Origin of the sequence: Acinetobacter sp. YH12208, from assembly GCF_013418055.1 — a bacterium.
GTDB classification, from domain to species: Bacteria; Pseudomonadota; Gammaproteobacteria; order Pseudomonadales; family Moraxellaceae; genus Acinetobacter; species Acinetobacter pseudolwoffii.
This window is the reverse complement of record NZ_VPCT01000005.1, coordinates 18,038-34,348: the sequence shown is the minus strand read 5'-3', so window position 1 is coordinate 34,348 and position 16,311 is coordinate 18,038. Positions and strand designations below refer to the sequence as shown.

Annotated in this window: 17 protein-coding genes; 10 read left to right on the top strand and 7 right to left on the bottom strand. The window is 46.0% G+C overall.

All coding sequences use genetic code 11. The features are described from left to right. The first annotated feature begins 648 nt into the window (after positions 1-648). The 3 genes from dapA to purC are packed head-to-tail and all read left to right on the top strand — an operon-like array spanning position 649 to position 2,925. Positions 649-1,548, top strand: coding sequence for a 4-hydroxy-tetrahydrodipicolinate synthase (dapA, locus tag FTU95_RS06520; protein ID WP_180077926.1), 900 nt, complete (start codon positions 649-651; stop codon positions 1,546-1,548). A 14-nt stretch (positions 1,549-1,562) separates the two neighbouring features. Beyond that, positions 1,563-2,168, top strand: a complete 606-nt coding sequence (locus tag FTU95_RS06515) for a lipoprotein-34 precursor (NlpB) (protein WP_100329542.1) — start codon at positions 1,563-1,565, stop codon at positions 2,166-2,168. Positions 2,169-2,205: 37 nt separating this feature from the next. After that, positions 2,206-2,925 (top strand): phosphoribosylaminoimidazolesuccinocarboxamide synthase, encoded by a 720-nt coding sequence (gene purC / locus FTU95_RS06510; RefSeq protein ID WP_005173343.1) that lies wholly within the window; start codon positions 2,206-2,208, stop codon positions 2,923-2,925. Between the two features lie 336 nt (positions 2,926-3,261). Here purC and FTU95_RS06505 read toward each other — a convergent pair whose 3' ends face one another. Further along, complete coding sequence (locus FTU95_RS06505; protein WP_180077924.1) at positions 3,262-4,536, bottom strand: replication-associated recombination protein A; 1,275 nt, start codon at positions 4,534-4,536, stop codon at positions 3,262-3,264. 264 nt (positions 4,537-4,800) lie between these two features. On the opposite strand from FTU95_RS06505, the gene FTU95_RS06500 reads away from it, so the two are divergent. Further along, on the top strand, positions 4,801-6,939 hold the full coding sequence (locus FTU95_RS06500; protein ID WP_180078036.1) for an EAL domain-containing protein: 2,139 nt from the start codon (positions 4,801-4,803) through the stop codon (positions 6,937-6,939). A gap of 17 nt (positions 6,940-6,956) precedes the next feature. On the opposite strand, the gene FTU95_RS06495 is transcribed toward FTU95_RS06500, so the two are convergent. Further along, entirely contained in the window at positions 6,957-7,412 is a 456-nt protein-coding gene (locus FTU95_RS06495; protein ID WP_171063370.1) for a YcgN family cysteine cluster protein, read from the bottom strand. Positions 7,413-7,600: 188 nt separating this feature from the next. Here FTU95_RS06495 and FTU95_RS06490 point away from each other — a divergent pair, with 188 nt between their 5' ends. Then, positions 7,601-7,759: a DUF1328 domain-containing protein gene (locus FTU95_RS06490; protein ID WP_004647174.1), complete on the top strand. Its 159-nt coding sequence runs from the start codon at positions 7,601-7,603 to the stop codon at positions 7,757-7,759. Between the two features lie 110 nt (positions 7,760-7,869). Here the strand turns inward: FTU95_RS06490 and murJ are convergent, their stop codons facing one another. Together murJ and ampD are read right to left on the bottom strand one after the other, a co-directional pair. Then, complete coding sequence (gene murJ / locus FTU95_RS06485; protein ID WP_171502643.1) at positions 7,870-9,420, bottom strand: murein biosynthesis integral membrane protein MurJ; 1,551 nt, start codon at positions 9,418-9,420, stop codon at positions 7,870-7,872. A 54-nt stretch (positions 9,421-9,474) separates the two neighbouring features. Beyond that, on the bottom strand, positions 9,475-10,071 hold the full coding sequence (gene ampD / locus FTU95_RS06480) for a 1,6-anhydro-N-acetylmuramyl-L-alanine amidase AmpD (RefSeq protein ID WP_159516521.1): 597 nt from the start codon (positions 10,069-10,071) through the stop codon (positions 9,475-9,477). A gap of 180 nt (positions 10,072-10,251) precedes the next feature. On the opposite strand from ampD, the gene nadC reads away from it, so the two are divergent. Beyond that, a complete protein-coding gene (gene nadC / locus FTU95_RS06475; RefSeq protein ID WP_074383822.1) occupies positions 10,252-11,103 on the top strand; it encodes a carboxylating nicotinate-nucleotide diphosphorylase in 852 nt (283 codons plus the stop codon). A 93-nt stretch (positions 11,104-11,196) separates the two neighbouring features. Here the strand turns inward: nadC and FTU95_RS06470 are convergent, their stop codons facing one another. Next, positions 11,197-11,394, bottom strand: coding sequence for a hypothetical protein (locus tag FTU95_RS06470; RefSeq protein WP_005173360.1), 198 nt, complete (start codon positions 11,392-11,394; stop codon positions 11,197-11,199). Positions 11,395-11,572: 178 nt separating this feature from the next. Further along, positions 11,573-12,289, bottom strand: a complete 717-nt coding sequence (rph, locus tag FTU95_RS06465; RefSeq protein WP_005173362.1) for a ribonuclease PH — start codon at positions 12,287-12,289, stop codon at positions 11,573-11,575. Positions 12,290-12,485: 196 nt separating this feature from the next. Between rph and FTU95_RS06460 the strand changes: the two genes are divergently transcribed. Further along, on the top strand, positions 12,486-13,181 hold the full coding sequence (locus FTU95_RS06460; protein WP_100357012.1) for a TetR family transcriptional regulator: 696 nt from the start codon (positions 12,486-12,488) through the stop codon (positions 13,179-13,181). A 53-nt stretch (positions 13,182-13,234) separates the two neighbouring features. Here the strand turns inward: FTU95_RS06460 and FTU95_RS06455 are convergent, their stop codons facing one another. Continuing rightward, positions 13,235-13,849, bottom strand: coding sequence for a thiol:disulfide interchange protein DsbA/DsbL (locus tag FTU95_RS06455; protein ID WP_180040723.1), 615 nt, complete (start codon positions 13,847-13,849; stop codon positions 13,235-13,237). Between the two features lie 223 nt (positions 13,850-14,072). Between FTU95_RS06455 and ubiG the strand changes: the two genes are divergently transcribed. The 3 genes from ubiG to FTU95_RS06440 are packed head-to-tail and all read left to right on the top strand — an operon-like array spanning position 14,073 to position 16,273. Next, positions 14,073-14,801: a bifunctional 2-polyprenyl-6-hydroxyphenol methylase/3-demethylubiquinol 3-O-methyltransferase UbiG gene (ubiG, locus tag FTU95_RS06450; RefSeq protein ID WP_180040721.1), complete on the top strand. Its 729-nt coding sequence runs from the start codon at positions 14,073-14,075 to the stop codon at positions 14,799-14,801. Next, on the top strand, positions 14,798-15,487 hold the full coding sequence (locus tag FTU95_RS06445; protein ID WP_100534559.1) for an HAD family hydrolase: 690 nt from the start codon (positions 14,798-14,800) through the stop codon (positions 15,485-15,487). The genes ubiG and FTU95_RS06445 overlap by 4 nt, the downstream gene beginning before the upstream one ends. Before the next feature lie 39 nt (positions 15,488-15,526). Next, entirely contained in the window at positions 15,527-16,273 is a 747-nt protein-coding gene (locus tag FTU95_RS06440) for a YciK family oxidoreductase (RefSeq protein ID WP_180077922.1), read from the top strand. Positions 16,274-16,311 lie beyond the last annotated feature (38 nt).

The following is a 16,311-nucleotide window of genomic DNA, read 5'->3' as shown; positions in this document are numbered from 1 at the left end:
TAAGTTGAACGTTTTACTTGGATATCCCCACAGCAGCTGAAGCAGCTCCATGCAATAGACCTTGAGATAAAGTCGCAAAAGCAATTAATCAAAAAGTTTTAAAATTCACAATTTATGCTTTAAGACTTATACATCAAGTTAAAAAACCAACCGATTAGAAAAATATTATGCAATTCATTGATATTAAAAAAAGATTAATAGATTCAATTTTTCAACCTGTTTACATCAGCTTAGCCTCCAGACAAAGATGTTTTACATATAGATTCATCCAATAAAAATATTAATTCAGCAGCTAAAAACAACGAAATTCACGACTTGGCCGAGATTTTTACTCAAATCGAGCTAATTTTGCAGACAAAATTCCATAATATCTTGCTGAGCCGGGACTTAAGTCGCAGTTTGACCACAGTATTTCGCCGGATAAATCATCTAATTTATTACTTGATTGTTTTCAAAAGGCTTTGTATAAAGAATTGAGTGGCTTTGACTAAAGCATATTGTTCTTATGCGTTTGATCAGTCATAATTTGCATAAGCAATCTTCAATTCAGCGCAAGTCCATTGAATTTGCTATAAATCAAAATACAAATCCATCCCAATTTATGTTTTCTCATTCCTTTCGGATGGACAAATAGGATAGTTTTTTAAAATGACTCAGCAAGCACAGACCATTCAAGGTTCCATAGTCGCAATCGTCACCCCTATGTTTGAAGATGGCAGCGTAGATTGGAAGGGTCTCGAGAAGCTGGTTGAATGGCATATTGCAGAGGGCACCAACAGTATTGTTGCCGTTGGAACGACAGGCGAAGCCTCGACCCTGAGCATGAGTGAACACACCCAGGTGATCAAAGAAATCATTCGTGTGGCCAACAAACGTATTCCTATTATTGCCGGCACAGGCGCAAACTCGACCCGTGAAGCCATCCAACTTACCCGTGAAGCCAAAGAGCTCGGCGCCGATGCTGCTCTTCTGGTGACGCCTTATTATAACAAACCGACCCAGGAAGGCTTGTACCAGCATTATAAAGCTGTGGCTGAAGCGGTCGATCTTCCGCAGATTCTGTATAATGTCCCTGGCCGTACCGGTGTCGACATGCTGAATGAAACCGTGATTCGTCTGGCCGATATTCCACAAATCGTCGGGATTAAAGATGCGACGGGTGATGTACCGCGTGGTGCTGAACTCTTGCAAGGTCTGAAAGACAAAGACATGGTGGTCTACTCAGGTGATGATGCAACGGCATATCAGCTGATGGGTCATGGCGCCAAAGGCAATATCTCGGTCACAGCGAATGTGGCTCCGAAAGCCATGAGTGAAGTGTGTGCCGCTGCCATTACAGGTAATGCTACAGACGCTGAACAGTTAAATGCTCAGGTTGCAAATTTACACAATATTTTATTTTGCGAATCAAACCCAATTCCTGTGAAATGGGCACTCCATGACATGGGCTTAATTGGTACTGGCATTCGCCTTCCATTAACACCACTTGCAGAACAATATCGCGCTCCGCTTCGTGAAGCACTGGTCGAAGCGGGCGTTATTAAATAAAAGAGCACAAGATTATGCAATTACGTTTAGGACTTAGCCTTACACTTTCAGTATTCAGTTTGGCAGGTTGTAGTTCAATGGCCTTTAATAACGGCACTTTAGACTATAAAGAAACTACAACTCTGGACGCTTTACAATATCCTGAAGGCGCCATGGTACGTCCTGCAACGCCATTGTATCCTGCTCCAACAGTCGATCCGCTTGCAATTGAAAATGCACCGAAGCTTGAAAACCAGCGTGGCAACCGTTTTGCCTTGCCACGCCCTCAGGCCCAGACTGAAAACACCGCTCAAGCTGAGCTGACTGAAAGCAATGCTGTTGGTAAACCACAGTTGGTCACAGACGGAAATCTTAATCCGCTGCTTAAAATTGACGGAAATTCTGCTACAATTTGGCAATATACGCTTGCCACCCTCAGCAGCCTGAATCATAGCATCGTTGCGCAGAATAAAAACCGTTACGAAGTCACGATTCGGGTCGACCAGCAAACCTATGTATTAAGATTATCTTCTGTCGGTTCAAGTAATAACCTCGCTGTGTTCAATGCCGATAACAGTTTTGCCGACCGTGAAAAAGCCGCAGAACTGCTCAACCAGATTTACCAAAATTGGCCAGCCTAGACATTTCTAGGCATTTTTTTTTGTAAAAGGTTCCCTCATGTTAAAACAAACCTTGCTCTATACTGGTAAAGCGAAATCTGTCTACACCACAGACAGTTCAGACCATCTGATTTTAGTCTTTCGAGATGATGCCTCTGCATTCAATGGCGAAAAAATCGAGCAACTAGATCGTAAAGGCAAGGTGAATAACCGTTTTAACGCCTTCATCATGGAAAAGCTGGCAGAAGCGGGTATTGAAACTCACTTTGAAAAGCTGCTGACTCCAAATGAAGTGCTGGTGAAAAAACTGGATATGATCCCGGTTGAATGTGTGATTCGTAACTATGCAGCAGGTTCTTTATGCCGCCGTTTAGGTGTTGAAGAAGGTAAAGAACTGACTCCATCTACATTCGAATTGTTCTTTAAAGACGATGCGCTTGGCGATCCAATGGTCAATGAATCGCAAGCGATTGCTTTAGGTTGGGCGACTGCTGAGCAACTGGAAAAAATGAAAGAATTGACTTACCAAGTCAATGACGTGCTAAAAGCATTGTTTGATGCCGGCAACATGATTCTGGTCGACTTCAAACTTGAATTCGGTGTATTCCATGACCGTATCGTTTTGGGTGATGAATTCTCTCCAGACGGTTGCCGTCTATGGGACAAAGACACCAAGAAAAAACTGGACAAAGATCGTTTCCGTCAAGGTTTAGGCGGTGTGGTTGAAGCCTATGAAGAAGTTGCGGGCCGTTTAGGTATTAACCTCGACAATATCTAATGGCATAGTCCATTGCTTCAAAAAAACCGAGCTCAACAGCTCGGTTTTTTTATCCCTGATTTTTTGTGGCTGGGCCAGATTGACCTTTTAAGCTTTAATCGAAAAAACAAATATTACAGATGAAAATGATCGTTTTTACATTGGAAAGCCTATGGCTTAATATCATCACATACCAGGCAAATCAGTGAGCTGATTGATTTAACTCAAGGTTTGCCGACCAGATTGATCGCCTACCCTCTAGGATGTTCTCTCCCTTGAAAAAACATCCTAATTTATGCCCAATTCGCCTTGAATTGGGCTTTTTTTGCCTGAGTTTAATCTATTTGTGTACTGATATTATTGCTGCTGTTGCTGTTGTTGCCAACGGCGTTGCTGTAAGCGCTCTCCTTCAACTTCACGTTTATTGCGTGCCGACTCATACAGTTTGGTATCTTTCAGTTCTGGCGGCATATAGTCTTGCAGCACAAAATGCTCAGGATAATGATGCGGATACAGATAATCCACCCCGTAGCCCTGTTCTTTCATCAGCTTGGTCGGTGCATTTCTCAAATGCAAAGGCACCGGCAAATTCGAGGTTTTATCTGCAAGCTCCATCGCCTTGTTAATTGCCAGATAGGTGCTGTTACTTTTGGCACTGGTGGCTAAATACACCGCACATTGTCCTAAAATAATCCGGCATTCCGGCATGCCGACGGCCTGCACTGAACGGAAACACTCACCTGCCAGCAGCAAGGCATTCGGATTGGAGTTGCCAATATCTTCCGAGGCTGCAATCAGCATACGGCGCGCGATAAATACCGGGTCTTCACCGCCTTTGAGCATGCGTGCCATCCAGTACAGCGCTGCATCCGGATCACTGCCGCGAATTGATTTAATAAACGCCGAAACCAGATCATAATGCTGTTCACCCGACTTGTCATAGCGGGCAATATTCTGCTGTGCCACTTTGACCACCACCGCATTGGTGATGATATTTTCCATATCCGGCTCAAAAGTACTGGCAATCAGATCCAGCAGATTCAGTGCCTTACGGGCATCGCCTGCGGCGAACTGAACCAAGGCATCAAATTCTTCAATCAGGATATGTCTTTCTTGCAAGAAGTGGTCATTTTGCAAGGCTTGAGTCAGCAAGGTCTGAATCGATTCGGCACTCAAGGCATTCAGGCTATACACCTGACAACGTGACAATAAGGCACTATTCACTTCAAAAGATGGGTTTTCGGTAGTGGCACCAATTAAGGTAATTTTTCCCTTCTCCACTGCGTTTAACAGTGCATCCTGCTGGGACTTGTTAAAACGGTGAATTTCATCAATAAACACCACTGGCGTCAGCAGATCACCACCATCGGCAATCACTTCACGCAGCTCTTTCACTCCGGTATTCAGGGCAGACAGACTGATAAAAGGCCGATCTACCGCTTGTGCCAACAGTAAGGCAATGGTAGTTTTTCCAACGCCGGGTGGTCCCCAGAAAATAATCGACGGTAGATGACCCTGATCAATCATCTGGCGTAAGGGCGCCTGTTCCCCAAGCAAATGTTCCTGCCCGATAATCTCTGCAAGGTCACGTGGTCTTAAGCGTTCTGGAAGCGGGATATGACTATCTGACATGTTATTATTGGCTCAAACTAAATTCTGATCTCATTCTAACACCAGCAGTTTTGATTCCAAGATTGCAAACATAAAGCATAAAAAATTAATTTATGTAGAAATCCTCTATTTTTTTAATTCTGAATGAATTAATCTTCATAAAAGCAAGTAATTTGAACATGATTAATTGTGAATTAATTACAGTGTAATTTTCATATTGTTTATTTTAATTAAAAGAAACTTATGTCGCCCCCTTGGGCATTTTTGGGTTGTATTGGTGAATGCATGAAGCATGATAAATTTGAACAGGGAGCTGTGAGCCAGTCGGAACCTCTGCTGGCAACATCACTGAGTTCAACCCCTGTTCATCTGTCTGAATTAATTCAGCTTCAAAAACTGATTGATGCCTTACCCCAACCTCTCTGGGTCAGTAGCAAAACACATCTGCACTATTTTAACGCCGCCATGACTGATTATCTTGGTGTGAACCTGAATGAACCGGACAATATGCCATGGCAGAGTTTCATTCATACCGAGGACTTACAGCTGTTTTCGAAGCTGTGGCATGCGGCACTGGATCAGCATCAGAATTTTGAAACCCAGTGCCGGATTAAACGCAGCGATACTCATTATCGCATGTGTACGCTGGCGGTAAAATTCCATCATGCACCTGAACATCTGTTGCAGTGGGCGGTTTCACTGACCGATGTACATGATTATTTTGAAATCCAGCAACAACTGTCTCAAATCGTTTCAACCCAGGAAAATATGCTGGATGCCAGCGCAGACTGCATCCATATTATCAGTCCTGAAGGTCAAATTCGGCATAGTAACCAGTGCTGTGGCCTGATTGCGGAAACCGAAACCGTAACACAGGCTCAGGACAGTTCATTGTCCTGGTTGAACTGTTTAGCACCTGAAGCCCGAAAATCCGGACAACGCGCACTGAAACAGGCAGCCCTAGGCTTAAATAGCCGTTTTTCTAGTAAAATTCAGAGCAAAGACCAGCCGATCCAATATTGGGATCATCTGCTGACCCCGATTCTGGATCAGCACAATATTACCCAAAGCATCCTCTGTGTCTCACGCAATATCAGCCAGCAAAAAATTGCAGAAACCCGCTTAAAAGAAGCCATTAAACGAGATGAACTGACTGGTCTGTATAATCGCAGTACCTTCTATAAAACCTTTAAACAGGTGCTATGGAAAGCGCAACAACAGCAGACCAAGGCGGGTCTACTGCTGATTGATCTGGATTATTTCCGGCACATCAATGACACCCTAGGTCATATTGCTGGCGATCATCTACTCCATGTTCTGGGTCAGCGTTTCCAGGCCTGTTTCGGCCCGAATACCATTGTGGCCCGTTTGGGTGGAGATGAATTTGCGGTTCTGGTGAAAAATCTGGAAAGTGAAGAACAGCTGCTGGCCACGGCGCAACTAGCCTATACCCAGCTGGATCAACCGATCAATTATATTGGCGACAGTATCAGCAGTGCCATGAGTATTGGCTGTGCCATCTATCCACGTGATGCCCTGAACACCTCGAATCTGTTGAAGTGTGCCGACATTGCCTTAAATGATCTGAAAAATAGTGGACGTGGCGGCATTCGCATGTTTAGTCAGGACATGTGTGGTTCGCTGGAAAATATGACCAAGCAGCTGACTTTGGCCCGCAAGATTATTCTGGCCGATCAGATCATTCCCTACTATCAACCCAAAGTTCGTCTGTCTGATGGTGTGGTGATTGGTTTTGAAGCGCTGTTACGCTGGCAAGATCAGGATCAGCAGGTGCAACTGCCTTCCGAGATTTTTGGTGCCTTTCAGGACTATGAGCTGGCCTCACGTATCAGTGAAACCATGCAGCTGAAAGTCTTTGCCGATATGAGTCGCTGGCAGGCCCAAGGACTGGATCTGTTGCCGATTTCAATCAATGCCGCACCGGTTGAATTTTTGCGCGATGACTATGCTGAAAAAATGTTGGCCCGCCTGTCCAATTTTGATATTCCTGCGCATAAGGTGGAACTGGAAATTACTGAACAAAGCCTGTCCGAGCATGGTGCCAATTATGTGATCCGGGCCCTGAACCTACTGAAACAGGCCGGAATCCAGATCTCACTGGATGATTTCGGCACCGGGCATTCTTCACTAACCCGTTTACAAGACTATCCGGTGGATTGCATCAAAATTGACCGCAACTTCGTCGAGCGTATGAACAGTGACCCGTCCGCCTTGGCGATTGTCAAAGCCATTACCCAGATTGGCTCCAGCATTGCTTTGGATGTTCTGGTCGAAGGCATCGAAAATACCGAACAACTCGATACCCTGATCCATTGTGACTGTCAGATTGGACAAGGCTTTTATTTCTATCGTCCGATGGTCGGTGCTTCGGCTCAGGCCCTACTGCAGCCGGCAAATCAATAGCTACTTATCGCGGCAAATTAACGCACCCAACGCACGATATAGTCTTCGATGTCGTCTTCAGGAATGTCGGCTTCACTCAGGCAGCGCCCTGCTGCCGACTTGCGTGCCTGAATCACACTTTCCCGTGAACCGCTGATCAGATAATGCCAGGATGGCAGGCTTTTGCCCTGCTCGACCCGGCGATAAGCACAGCTTGAAGGCAACCAGTGAATCGTTTCCAATTTTTCTGGCGTGAGCTGAATACAGTCTGGCACATAGTGCAAACGCTCTGGATAATTGGAGCAACGCGCAGTCGTACAATCCAGCAGTTTGCAGGCCACTTTGGTATAAGCGACTTCCTGGGTATCTTCATCTTCCAGTTTAATCAGGCAACAGAGTCCGCAACCATCACACAAGGCTTCCCACTCGGCTTGCGTGAGTTCGGCAAGGCCATAGTTTTTCCAAAATTCGGGACGTAAAGTATCGGTCATGATCAGGTCGGCGCACTCAAAAATCAGCTGATTATAGCAGCCCAAACTGCGCAGACCTACCGCTCAAATTCTTATTACCATCACGTAAACTATTGTTAAATCATAGACAGTTCGTCAACAAAACACTAACAGTCGCTGGAATCGTTTATTTCTATACTAAATTTGAAAATAAAAACACATGGAGAATATATATGTTTCGCTGGGCTATTATTTTTGCTGTTATTGCATTAATTGCGAGTCTACTTGGTTTCGGTGGAGTAGCAGGCTTATCTAAGGATTTTGCAATTATCTTGTTAGTAATTGCGGTGATTCTTGCGATCGTTGGATTTCTTTCCCGCGGTAAGGTCTAGATTCAGTTTAGATTGAGTCGAAGCAAGTATGATCCTTCGAAAAAAACAAGAGCCTTCTGGCTCTTGTTTTTTTATAGCTTTATTAAGCGAATATCAAGTTCAATATTCACTTAAGGTTTTAAATGACGCGGTCTAAAACCTGCCGCCAGCAAGGCCGCCAGATAGGCCACCACACCAATGACACACAAGATGAGTACTTCTGCGACACGCATCCATTGCGACACATCGGCATTGTACCAACTTAAGGCATAAGCCAAAGCTGCGATCATCACCACATTGGCAAACATGAATTGCAGGAAGATTTTTTTCCAGTGCGGGCCGAAGCGGAAAATATGACGCTTATGCAGATAGTAATAAAGCAGGCCGGCATTCACCATGGCTGAACCGGTCGATGCCAGTGCCAGTGCCATATGTTCTGCTTCCCAATCAATCAGCTTGAAAATACCGATAAAAATCACGTTCAGGATTGCATTGGCAGCCACAGCCATCAGACCGACACGCACCGGTGTTTTGGTATCCTGCTGTGCATAGAAACCCGGGGCAAAGACTTTAATCAACATAAAGGCAATCACACCACCACTCATACATTGCAGCGCCAGAGCCGTCATTTGGGTATCTTCAAAGCTGAACTGACCACGTTCAAACAGGGCCTGAATGATCGGGGTCGACAGCATAAACAAGGCAATACTGGCCGGTAAACCTGCCATTACAATCACTTTAGCGGCCCAGTCCATCATGCCACGGAATTTTTCTGGATTCTGCTCGGTATGTCGTGCCGATAAAGATGGCAAAATGACAGTACCAATCGCTACACCAATCAGGCCAAGCGGCAACTCGGTCATGCGCTCGGCACTATACAGCCAGGACACCGAACCATCCTGCATAAATGAAGCCCAGATGGTATTCAGCAGCAGGTTAATTTGCGTGACGGATACACCAAATAAAGCCGGCAGCATCAACTTCATGATGCGATCCACGCCTTCATGCTTGAAGTCAATTTTAGGTGGAATCAGCAGGTTTTTACGCCACAGTTCAGGAATCTGAATCGCCAGCTGTAAAATACCGGCAATGATGACTGCCCAGCCCAGTGCCATAATCGGCTCTGCCATATGCGGAGTCAGCCAGAGCGCGCCAGCAATCATGGCCACATTGAGCAAGACCGGTGCAAAGGCCGGTGTACTAAAAGAACCATAACTGTTCAGAATACTACTGGCAAAAGCCGTCAGTGACATGAACAATAAATAAGGAATGGTCAGGCGGAACATGTCAGTCGCCAAGGCGAATTTCTCAGGATCGCTATGGAAACCGGGCGCATAGATATACATGATCAACGGTGCAGCAATCACTGCAAACATGGTCAGCAGACTCATTACCGTTGCCAGACAGCCAAATACCCGGCTAATCAGAATCTGCACTTCGGCATGGGTACGACTGGTTTTGTATTCGGTCAAAACCGGAATAAAGGCCTGTGAAAATGCCCCTTCGGCAAATAAGCGCCTGAAAAAGTTTGGAATACGAAATGCGACCACGAAGGTATCGAAGTCCTTACCCGCACCAAAGACATTCAGTAAAACAATATCTCGAACCAATCCCAGTACACGTGACAACATGGTCATCGCACTGACAATGACGGTCGAACGCCAAAGCGCCATCTTATTCACCTAATGTATAAATTTGTGGCTATTGTAATGAAACCTCTGTCAGAAGTTCATTGCTTAATTGCATCCCTCAAGCGAGGTTGAGGTATTTTTATAATGCTGTAACTGGCGACGAAAATCAGCCCAGTTAAAATACGGTCCCGGATCGGTCTTACGGCCTGGGGCAATATCCGAATGTCCGGCAATATGCTGCTGAATTTTAGGATAATAATCTTGCAAACAGGCAGTGACTTTGATCAAGGCGGCATACTGTACCGGTTCAAAAGGCAAGTCGTCACTGCCTTCCAGCTCGATGCCAATCGAATAATCATTACATTCTTTTTTACCCAAATAGGTCGAACGTCCAGCATGCCAGGCACGGTCATTAAAATTGACGAATTGCAGTACCTCACCAGAACGTAAAATCAGTAGATGGGTCGAAACCTGCATCCCTTCAATGCTTTGAAAATAGGGATGGACTGACCAATCCAGTTGATTTTGAAAAAACTGTTCAATATAACCGCCGCCAAACTGTGAGGGTGGCAGACTGATGTTATGCACCACAATGAGCTGAATCTCGGTATTGTCCGGACGCTGGTTAAAATTGGGAGAGGGAATGTGACGTGCGCCCATCAATTGTCCATTCTTAACCTGAAACTCGGCTGCCTGTTGCATAAAACCATTCTCTCCAAAAATAAAATCTGCACGATCAGGGTTGCAGCCGGCTTCATGCTAAAACTTTCAGGCACAAATCTCAATTCATCCCGGCAGACTGTAGGAAAAATCGCTCATTTTTTATGTAACAGTGCTAAGATAATGCGCAATTTTCACGGCTTAAAAGATACGGAAATACTCATGCGCATATCTCAAGCGTTGCTAGACCAGTCGATTCAGATCAATATCCAACAGGCACTTTCAGAAGATATTGGTGACGGCGATATTACTGCCCTGCTGACCCCTGAAGATGAACAGGCCACTGCCACGATCATCAGCCGTGAAGATATGGTACTGGCCGGGCAACCTTGGGTGAATGCCTTGATTCAGGCTTATGATCCAAGTGTTGAAGTGATCTGGCTAAAAAATGAGGGTGATCGGGTTCAAGCCAATGAAACTTTCCTGAAACTGGCCGGTTCTGCACGCAGTTTATTGACTGTGGAACGTCCTGCGCTGAATTTTGTCCAGACACTGTCTGCAGTTGCGACGAAAACAGCGCATTATGTCAAACAATTGGATGGCTTAAATACCAAGCTACTGGATACCCGTAAAACCCTTCCTGGCCTGCGTATTGCACAAAAATATGCCGTTGCCATTGGTGGTGGGCAGAATCATCGTCTGGGTTTATTCGATGCCTTTTTGATTAAAGAAAATCATATTATGGCCGCTGGCGGAATTGTTCAGGCGATTGCCAAGGCACACCAGATTGCGCCGGGCAAACCGGTCGAAGTGGAAGTCGAAACCTGGGATGAACTGAATCAGGCCTTAGAGGCCAATGCGGATATCGTGATGCTGGATAATTTCAGCCAGCAGCAAATGATTGAGGCAGTACAGCATGTGGCCGGCCGCTGCAAACTGGAAGCATCTGGCAATATCACGATCGAAAATTTACGTGAAGTTGCCAGTAGCGGTGTCGATTATATTTCGATGGGTGTCTTGACCAAAGATGTCAAAGCTGTGGATTTATCGATGCGATTTAATGCTGAAGCCTAAATTCGATAGATGACCATTGAGGGTGCGAAGCACCCTTTTTTGATTTTTAGAAATTTTTTTGCATATATTTTGCTCAATTTTCTATTTTAGACCTTAATCATCATCGTCGTCCCGATTACCTCGACGATCGCGGTCATCATCGTCACCATCACGGTCGTTATATCTTCCGTTATCCTCCTCACGATCCTGATTTAACACTGAACGCTCGTCATCCTCCCGCTGATTGCCCCAGTCACAGGCGCTTAGTCCAAACATGCCCAGCAAAGACATTGCACAAATCCACTGTTTCATCTCGCATTCCTCATGGTGATATCGTTTGAATATCGGGGCAAAATAGATCTGGATCTAGCCGATTCATGTCGGAATTTTGTCAGGAAGTTTTGTGATGCATTTTCAATGGGCTATATTCTGAAATTTCCGGCATAAAAAAACGCATCCGGAGATGCGTTTTATATTTGGCAGTAATGAATTACCAGCCCAAAGCTTGTTGCTGCTTTTTCACCAGCTCCTGAATACCTTTCTCGGCCATTTCCAGCATGGCATCCGATTGGGCACGGGTAAATGGTTTGTCTTCCGCAGTGCCCTGAATTTCAATAAATTCACCGGCCTGTGTCATCACCACGTTCAAATCGGTTTGACAGTTCGAATCTTCTTCATAGCAAAGATCCAGTAATACTTCATCTTTGAAAATACCAACAGAAACCGCAGCCACCAGACCTTTTAATGGATCATGTTTGATTTTCTTTCTTTCCAGCAAAACATTCATGGCATCGACCAGCGCCACCGCAGCACCGGTAATCGCTGCAGTACGGGTACCGCCATCAGCCTGAATCACATCACAGTCAATGGTAATGGTATTTTCACCCAGCTTTTTCAGGTCAACCATTGAGCGCAAGCTACGACCGATCAGACGCTGGATTTCCTGGGTACGGCCACTCTGTTTGCCACGTGCCGCTTCACGGTCACTACGGGTATGGGTTGAACGTGGCAACATGCCATATTCAGCCGTCACCCAGCCCTGGCCCTGACCTTTCAGGAAACGTGGAACAGAACTCTCTACACTGGCAGTGCACAGTACTTTGGTATGACCAAACTCAACCAATACCGAGCCTTCCGCATAACGTGTATAGTTACGGGTAATTTTCACTTCACGTAATTGATCTAATGCTCGTTGGTCGATACGCATGATAAGTCCTGTATAGGCTAAAAATAATTGCGGCTCAGTATAACAGAAGCCTTTGCCAAGATTGGTCAGCCGGATGATTGATTTACAAAATCGATGCATCAGAGTGCGGTTAAATGTCGAAATTCTGCCGACCTGTGGCGCTACGATTTGCCTTAATTTTTGCTAGACTAAATCTCCCCTTGAGGAAACTCTATTTATGTCCTTACGTGAAGATCGCAAGCAGCAAAGCCATCAGGCGCTACTGGATGCCACACTGGCCTTGAGCAGTCAGGGTCGCGCTTTTAGCACCATCAGTCTGCGTGAAGTCGCGCATGCCGTTGGATTGGTGCCCACGGCATTTTATCGGCATTTTCAGGATATGGAGCAGTTGGGACTGGAGCTGCTGGATCAGGTCGCGATTCATCTCAAGGGAGTGCTGAATCAACTGGGACAGGCCTATCTGTATCAGCCCAATACCCGGACTAAAACCGGAATTGAGCTATTTTTTCAGGCAGTCGAATATCACCCTGAACCCTGGATTTTTTTTGTTGCAGAACGCTGGGGGGGCTCGGCAGTGTTACGTGCCGGAATAGAACGGGAAATTCGTTTTTTGACTGAAGATGTCATGCATGAACTGGAAAAAATGCAAGCCGCCCAGCATATCCAGTCCTCACAAGATTTGCAGGCACTGGCACAGATGCTGATTGATCTGTCGCTGAACTGGGCCATGGGCTGGATTCATCTGCAACATCAGGCTGATCCAGAGCTACGCCGCACCCAATCCAATGTCTTTAAAACCCAAAGCGTGCTACAGATGCAGCTTTTATTGCGAGGGATTTTGCACTGGCATCGAATTCCGACAAAAACAGCAGATCCGTCAATCAATACAGAAACAAGTACTCCCCCCATCTGAATAAAAAAACCTGCATTATTGATGCAGGTTTTTTACGGATACTCGGTTATTTCTTATTTGGCTTTACGCTCTTTTTCAATCAGGTAATTCACCACCTGAATTACTTTGGCATCATTGCCCTGCACAATATATTTACCATTGACAGTCACCGCCGGTACGCCGCTTAACTGATATTGAGCAGCCAGATTTTTGGCCTGCGCAATTTTTGATGAAATCGGGAATGATTTATAAGTTGTGTTAAATTTCGCTTCAGAAATACCATAACGGGTATAGAACTTGGCCAGTTGTGCCTGTTCCAAAATTGGACGCTGCTTGTCATGAATATCATGGAATAGCTGCAAATGGGCTTTTTGACGCACACCCAAGGCTTCAGACACATAATAAGCACGCGCTGCCTGTTCCCAGAGTGGATTCATTGCAGCAGGCGTACGCACAAAACGCACATCTTTTGGTAATTTTTTCAACCAGCTTTGCATATGTGGCTCAAGCGTGAAACAGTGGCCACAGCCATACCAGAAGAATTCACGTACTTCAATTTTGCCCGGTTTTTCGACTTTGACTGGTTTTGCGACCACCTGATAGTCCTGACCTGCCACAAAATTGGCCATCGCACTGCCAGAAAAGGCCAAAACAGATGCGGCAACAGCGCCTAAAAGGAATTTTTTCATTGGGATTATCGTCCTCTAAATCATTATGTTTAGTGTATGGGTTCACTATAAATCAATTATGCCGATTTCGTTTTCATTCTGTGAACTTTTTTGCTGCTTTTATCGCTTTTTCTGCCAGAAACGCTACACTAAAGCATCGGACTGATTTTCAAGGTTAAATCAGTTTCTCTGGCCATTTGGCCTCTATATTTTTAGCTAATCACAACTGATTGAGGTGACCACGATGTCGCAATTGAATGTTGATCCACAAGAAATTGCCAAGTTTGAAGCATTTGCAGCTATATGGTGGGATCAGCATTCCGAGTTCCGCCCCTTGCACATGATTAATCCACTACGTTTAAACTGGATTGATGAACATGCGGGTGGCCTGAGCGGCAAGAAAATCCTCGATGTTGGTTGTGGCGGTGGCATTCTGGCCGAAAGCATGGCGCGTCGCGGTGCCGATGTACTGGGGATTGATATGGGTGCTGCGCCGCTGAATGTGGCGCGGATTCATGCCGAACAGGAAGGCGTGACCAATATCGAATATCGTCAGATCCCGGTTGAACAACTGGCCGATGAACAGGCTGGCCAATACGACATCGTGACCTGTATGGAAATGCTGGAGCACGTACCCGATCCGGCCTCGATCATTCAGGCCTGTCACAAGCTGGTCAAGCCAGGCGGCCATGTGTTCTTCTCGACCATTAACCGCAATCCAAAATCATATTTATTTGCCATTATTGGTGCAGAATATGTGCTGCGGATGCTGGCCAAAGGCACGCATGATTACAGCAAATTTATCAAGCCCTCCGAGCTGGCGCACGATATTCGCAATGCCGGCTTGAAACTCAAAGACATGACCGGTCTGCACTACAATCCGCTGACCAAACGCTACTGGCTGGCACCGAATGTCGATGTCAACTATATGGTCTATACCGTGAAAGATAGCGCAGCAGAGACCACAGCATGAAGGCCGTTCTGTTTGACCTCGATGGTACCCTGATTGATACCGCAGCCGATTTTATCCGGATTATCCAGCAGATGTGCCGTGAAGAAGGCCGGATGCCGGTCGAGCCCGAGCTGATCCGGACGCAGGTCTCCGAAGGCGCGCGCGCCATGGTGAAACTGGTCTATCCGGAACTGGAACTGGAAGATCCGGTATTTCTGCAACATCGTCAGCGCTTTCTGGACATGTACGGCGCAGACATTGCAGTCGATACCGATCTGTTTAAGGGCATGTATCCGTTACTGGAACAGCTGGAAGCACAGGATGTTCCCTGGGGCATCGTCACCAATAAACCACGCTGGCTCAGTGAATCTTTATTAAAAGCATTAAACCTGACCGAGCGCTGTGCCGTGCTGGTCTGTCCGGAAGATGTGACCCGTACCAAGCCCGACCCTGAACCGATGTATCTGGCTGCCAAGCAACTGGGGCTTGCGGCAGAAGACTGTATCTACATTGGCGATCATCCGCGCGATATTGATGCAGGACGCCATGCCAAAATGCCTACCATTCTGGCAGCTTACGGTTATTTACCACTGCAATACAAAGATGACTTAACAGCCTGGCAAGCCGACTATATAGTGAACACGGTGGCAGAATTACAACAGCTGATTCAGACCTTACTACGCAAACAGCAGACTGCAGTATCTTGAACGCTTAAAACTGAACAATAACAAATAAGGAGGTAGATAATGAAATATTCAGCCTATCAACCTCGCCCCGATCTGCTCAAGGATCGTATTATCCTGATCACAGGTGCGGGCGATGGCATTGGACGTGCGGCAGCAATCAGTTATGCCTTGCATGGTGCAACCGTGGTGCTGCATGGACGTACCCTGAATAAACTGGAAGTCATCTATGATGAAATTGAAAGTTTGGGTGCGCCGCAACCTGCCATCTTGCCGCTACAACTATCGAGTGCGTCAGAACGTGATTATGAGCTTTTGCTCGATACACTAGACCGTCAGTTTGGTCGTCTGGACGGCATTCTGCACAATGCCGGCATTTTAGGCGAACGGGTTCCCTTGGCGGATTATCCGGTCAACGTCTGGGATGATGTGATGGCAGTCAATCTGCGTACACCCTTTGTCATGACCCAAGCGCTGTTACCGTTATTATCCAAATCCGAACATGCTTCTGTGGTTTTTGCCAGCTCAGGTGTAGGCCGCGAAGCCCGCGAACGCTGGGGTGCGTATTCGGTTTCTAAAATTGCTATTGAAGCGGTAAGCCAGTTATTTGCCAAAGAGCAGGTACATCCGAATATCCGTTATAACTGCATCAATCCCGGGGCAACGCGGACTGCCATGCGCGCCAAGGCCTATCCCAATGAAGATCCAAAGACCCTGCCTACACCCGATTCCATTATGCCGGCTTATCTATATTTGATGGGTAATGACAGCCTGCATATGAATGGTCAGAGTATTGATGCACAGGATTAAAATCATCTTGGTTTAATATCAGCAAGTGCCTGCTGTTG

What these genes read in the sequence shown, in the direction of transcription:
- dapA (WP_180077926.1), top strand. Translation starts at nt 649, where the DNA reads ATGACTCAGCAAGCACAGACCATTCAAGGTTCCATAGTCGCAATCGTC.
- FTU95_RS06515 (WP_100329542.1), top strand. Translation starts at nt 1,563, where the DNA reads ATGCAATTACGTTTAGGACTTAGCCTTACACTTTCAGTATTCAGTTTG.
- purC (WP_005173343.1), top strand. Translation starts at nt 2,206, where the DNA reads ATGTTAAAACAAACCTTGCTCTATACTGGTAAAGCGAAATCTGTCTAC.
- FTU95_RS06505 (WP_180077924.1), bottom strand. Translation starts at nt 4,536, where the DNA reads ATGTCAGATAGTCATATCCCGCTTCCAGAACGCTTAAGACCACGTGAC.
- FTU95_RS06500 (WP_180078036.1), top strand. Translation starts at nt 4,801, where the DNA reads ATGAAGCATGATAAATTTGAACAGGGAGCTGTGAGCCAGTCGGAACCT.
- FTU95_RS06490 (WP_004647174.1), top strand. Translation starts at nt 7,601, where the DNA reads ATGTTTCGCTGGGCTATTATTTTTGCTGTTATTGCATTAATTGCGAGT.
- ampD (WP_159516521.1), bottom strand. Translation starts at nt 10,071, where the DNA reads ATGCAACAGGCAGCCGAGTTTCAGGTTAAGAATGGACAATTGATGGGC.
- nadC (WP_074383822.1), top strand. Translation starts at nt 10,252, where the DNA reads ATGCGCATATCTCAAGCGTTGCTAGACCAGTCGATTCAGATCAATATC.
- FTU95_RS06470 (WP_005173360.1), bottom strand. Translation starts at nt 11,394, where the DNA reads ATGAAACAGTGGATTTGTGCAATGTCTTTGCTGGGCATGTTTGGACTA.
- rph (WP_005173362.1), bottom strand. Translation starts at nt 12,289, where the DNA reads ATGCGTATCGACCAACGAGCATTAGATCAATTACGTGAAGTGAAAATT.
- FTU95_RS06460 (WP_100357012.1), top strand. Translation starts at nt 12,486, where the DNA reads ATGTCCTTACGTGAAGATCGCAAGCAGCAAAGCCATCAGGCGCTACTG.
- FTU95_RS06455 (WP_180040723.1), bottom strand. Translation starts at nt 13,849, where the DNA reads ATGAAAAAATTCCTTTTAGGCGCTGTTGCCGCATCTGTTTTGGCCTTT.
- ubiG (WP_180040721.1), top strand. Translation starts at nt 14,073, where the DNA reads ATGTCGCAATTGAATGTTGATCCACAAGAAATTGCCAAGTTTGAAGCA.
- FTU95_RS06445 (WP_100534559.1), top strand. Translation starts at nt 14,798, where the DNA reads ATGAAGGCCGTTCTGTTTGACCTCGATGGTACCCTGATTGATACCGCA.
- FTU95_RS06440 (WP_180077922.1), top strand. Translation starts at nt 15,527, where the DNA reads ATGAAATATTCAGCCTATCAACCTCGCCCCGATCTGCTCAAGGATCGT.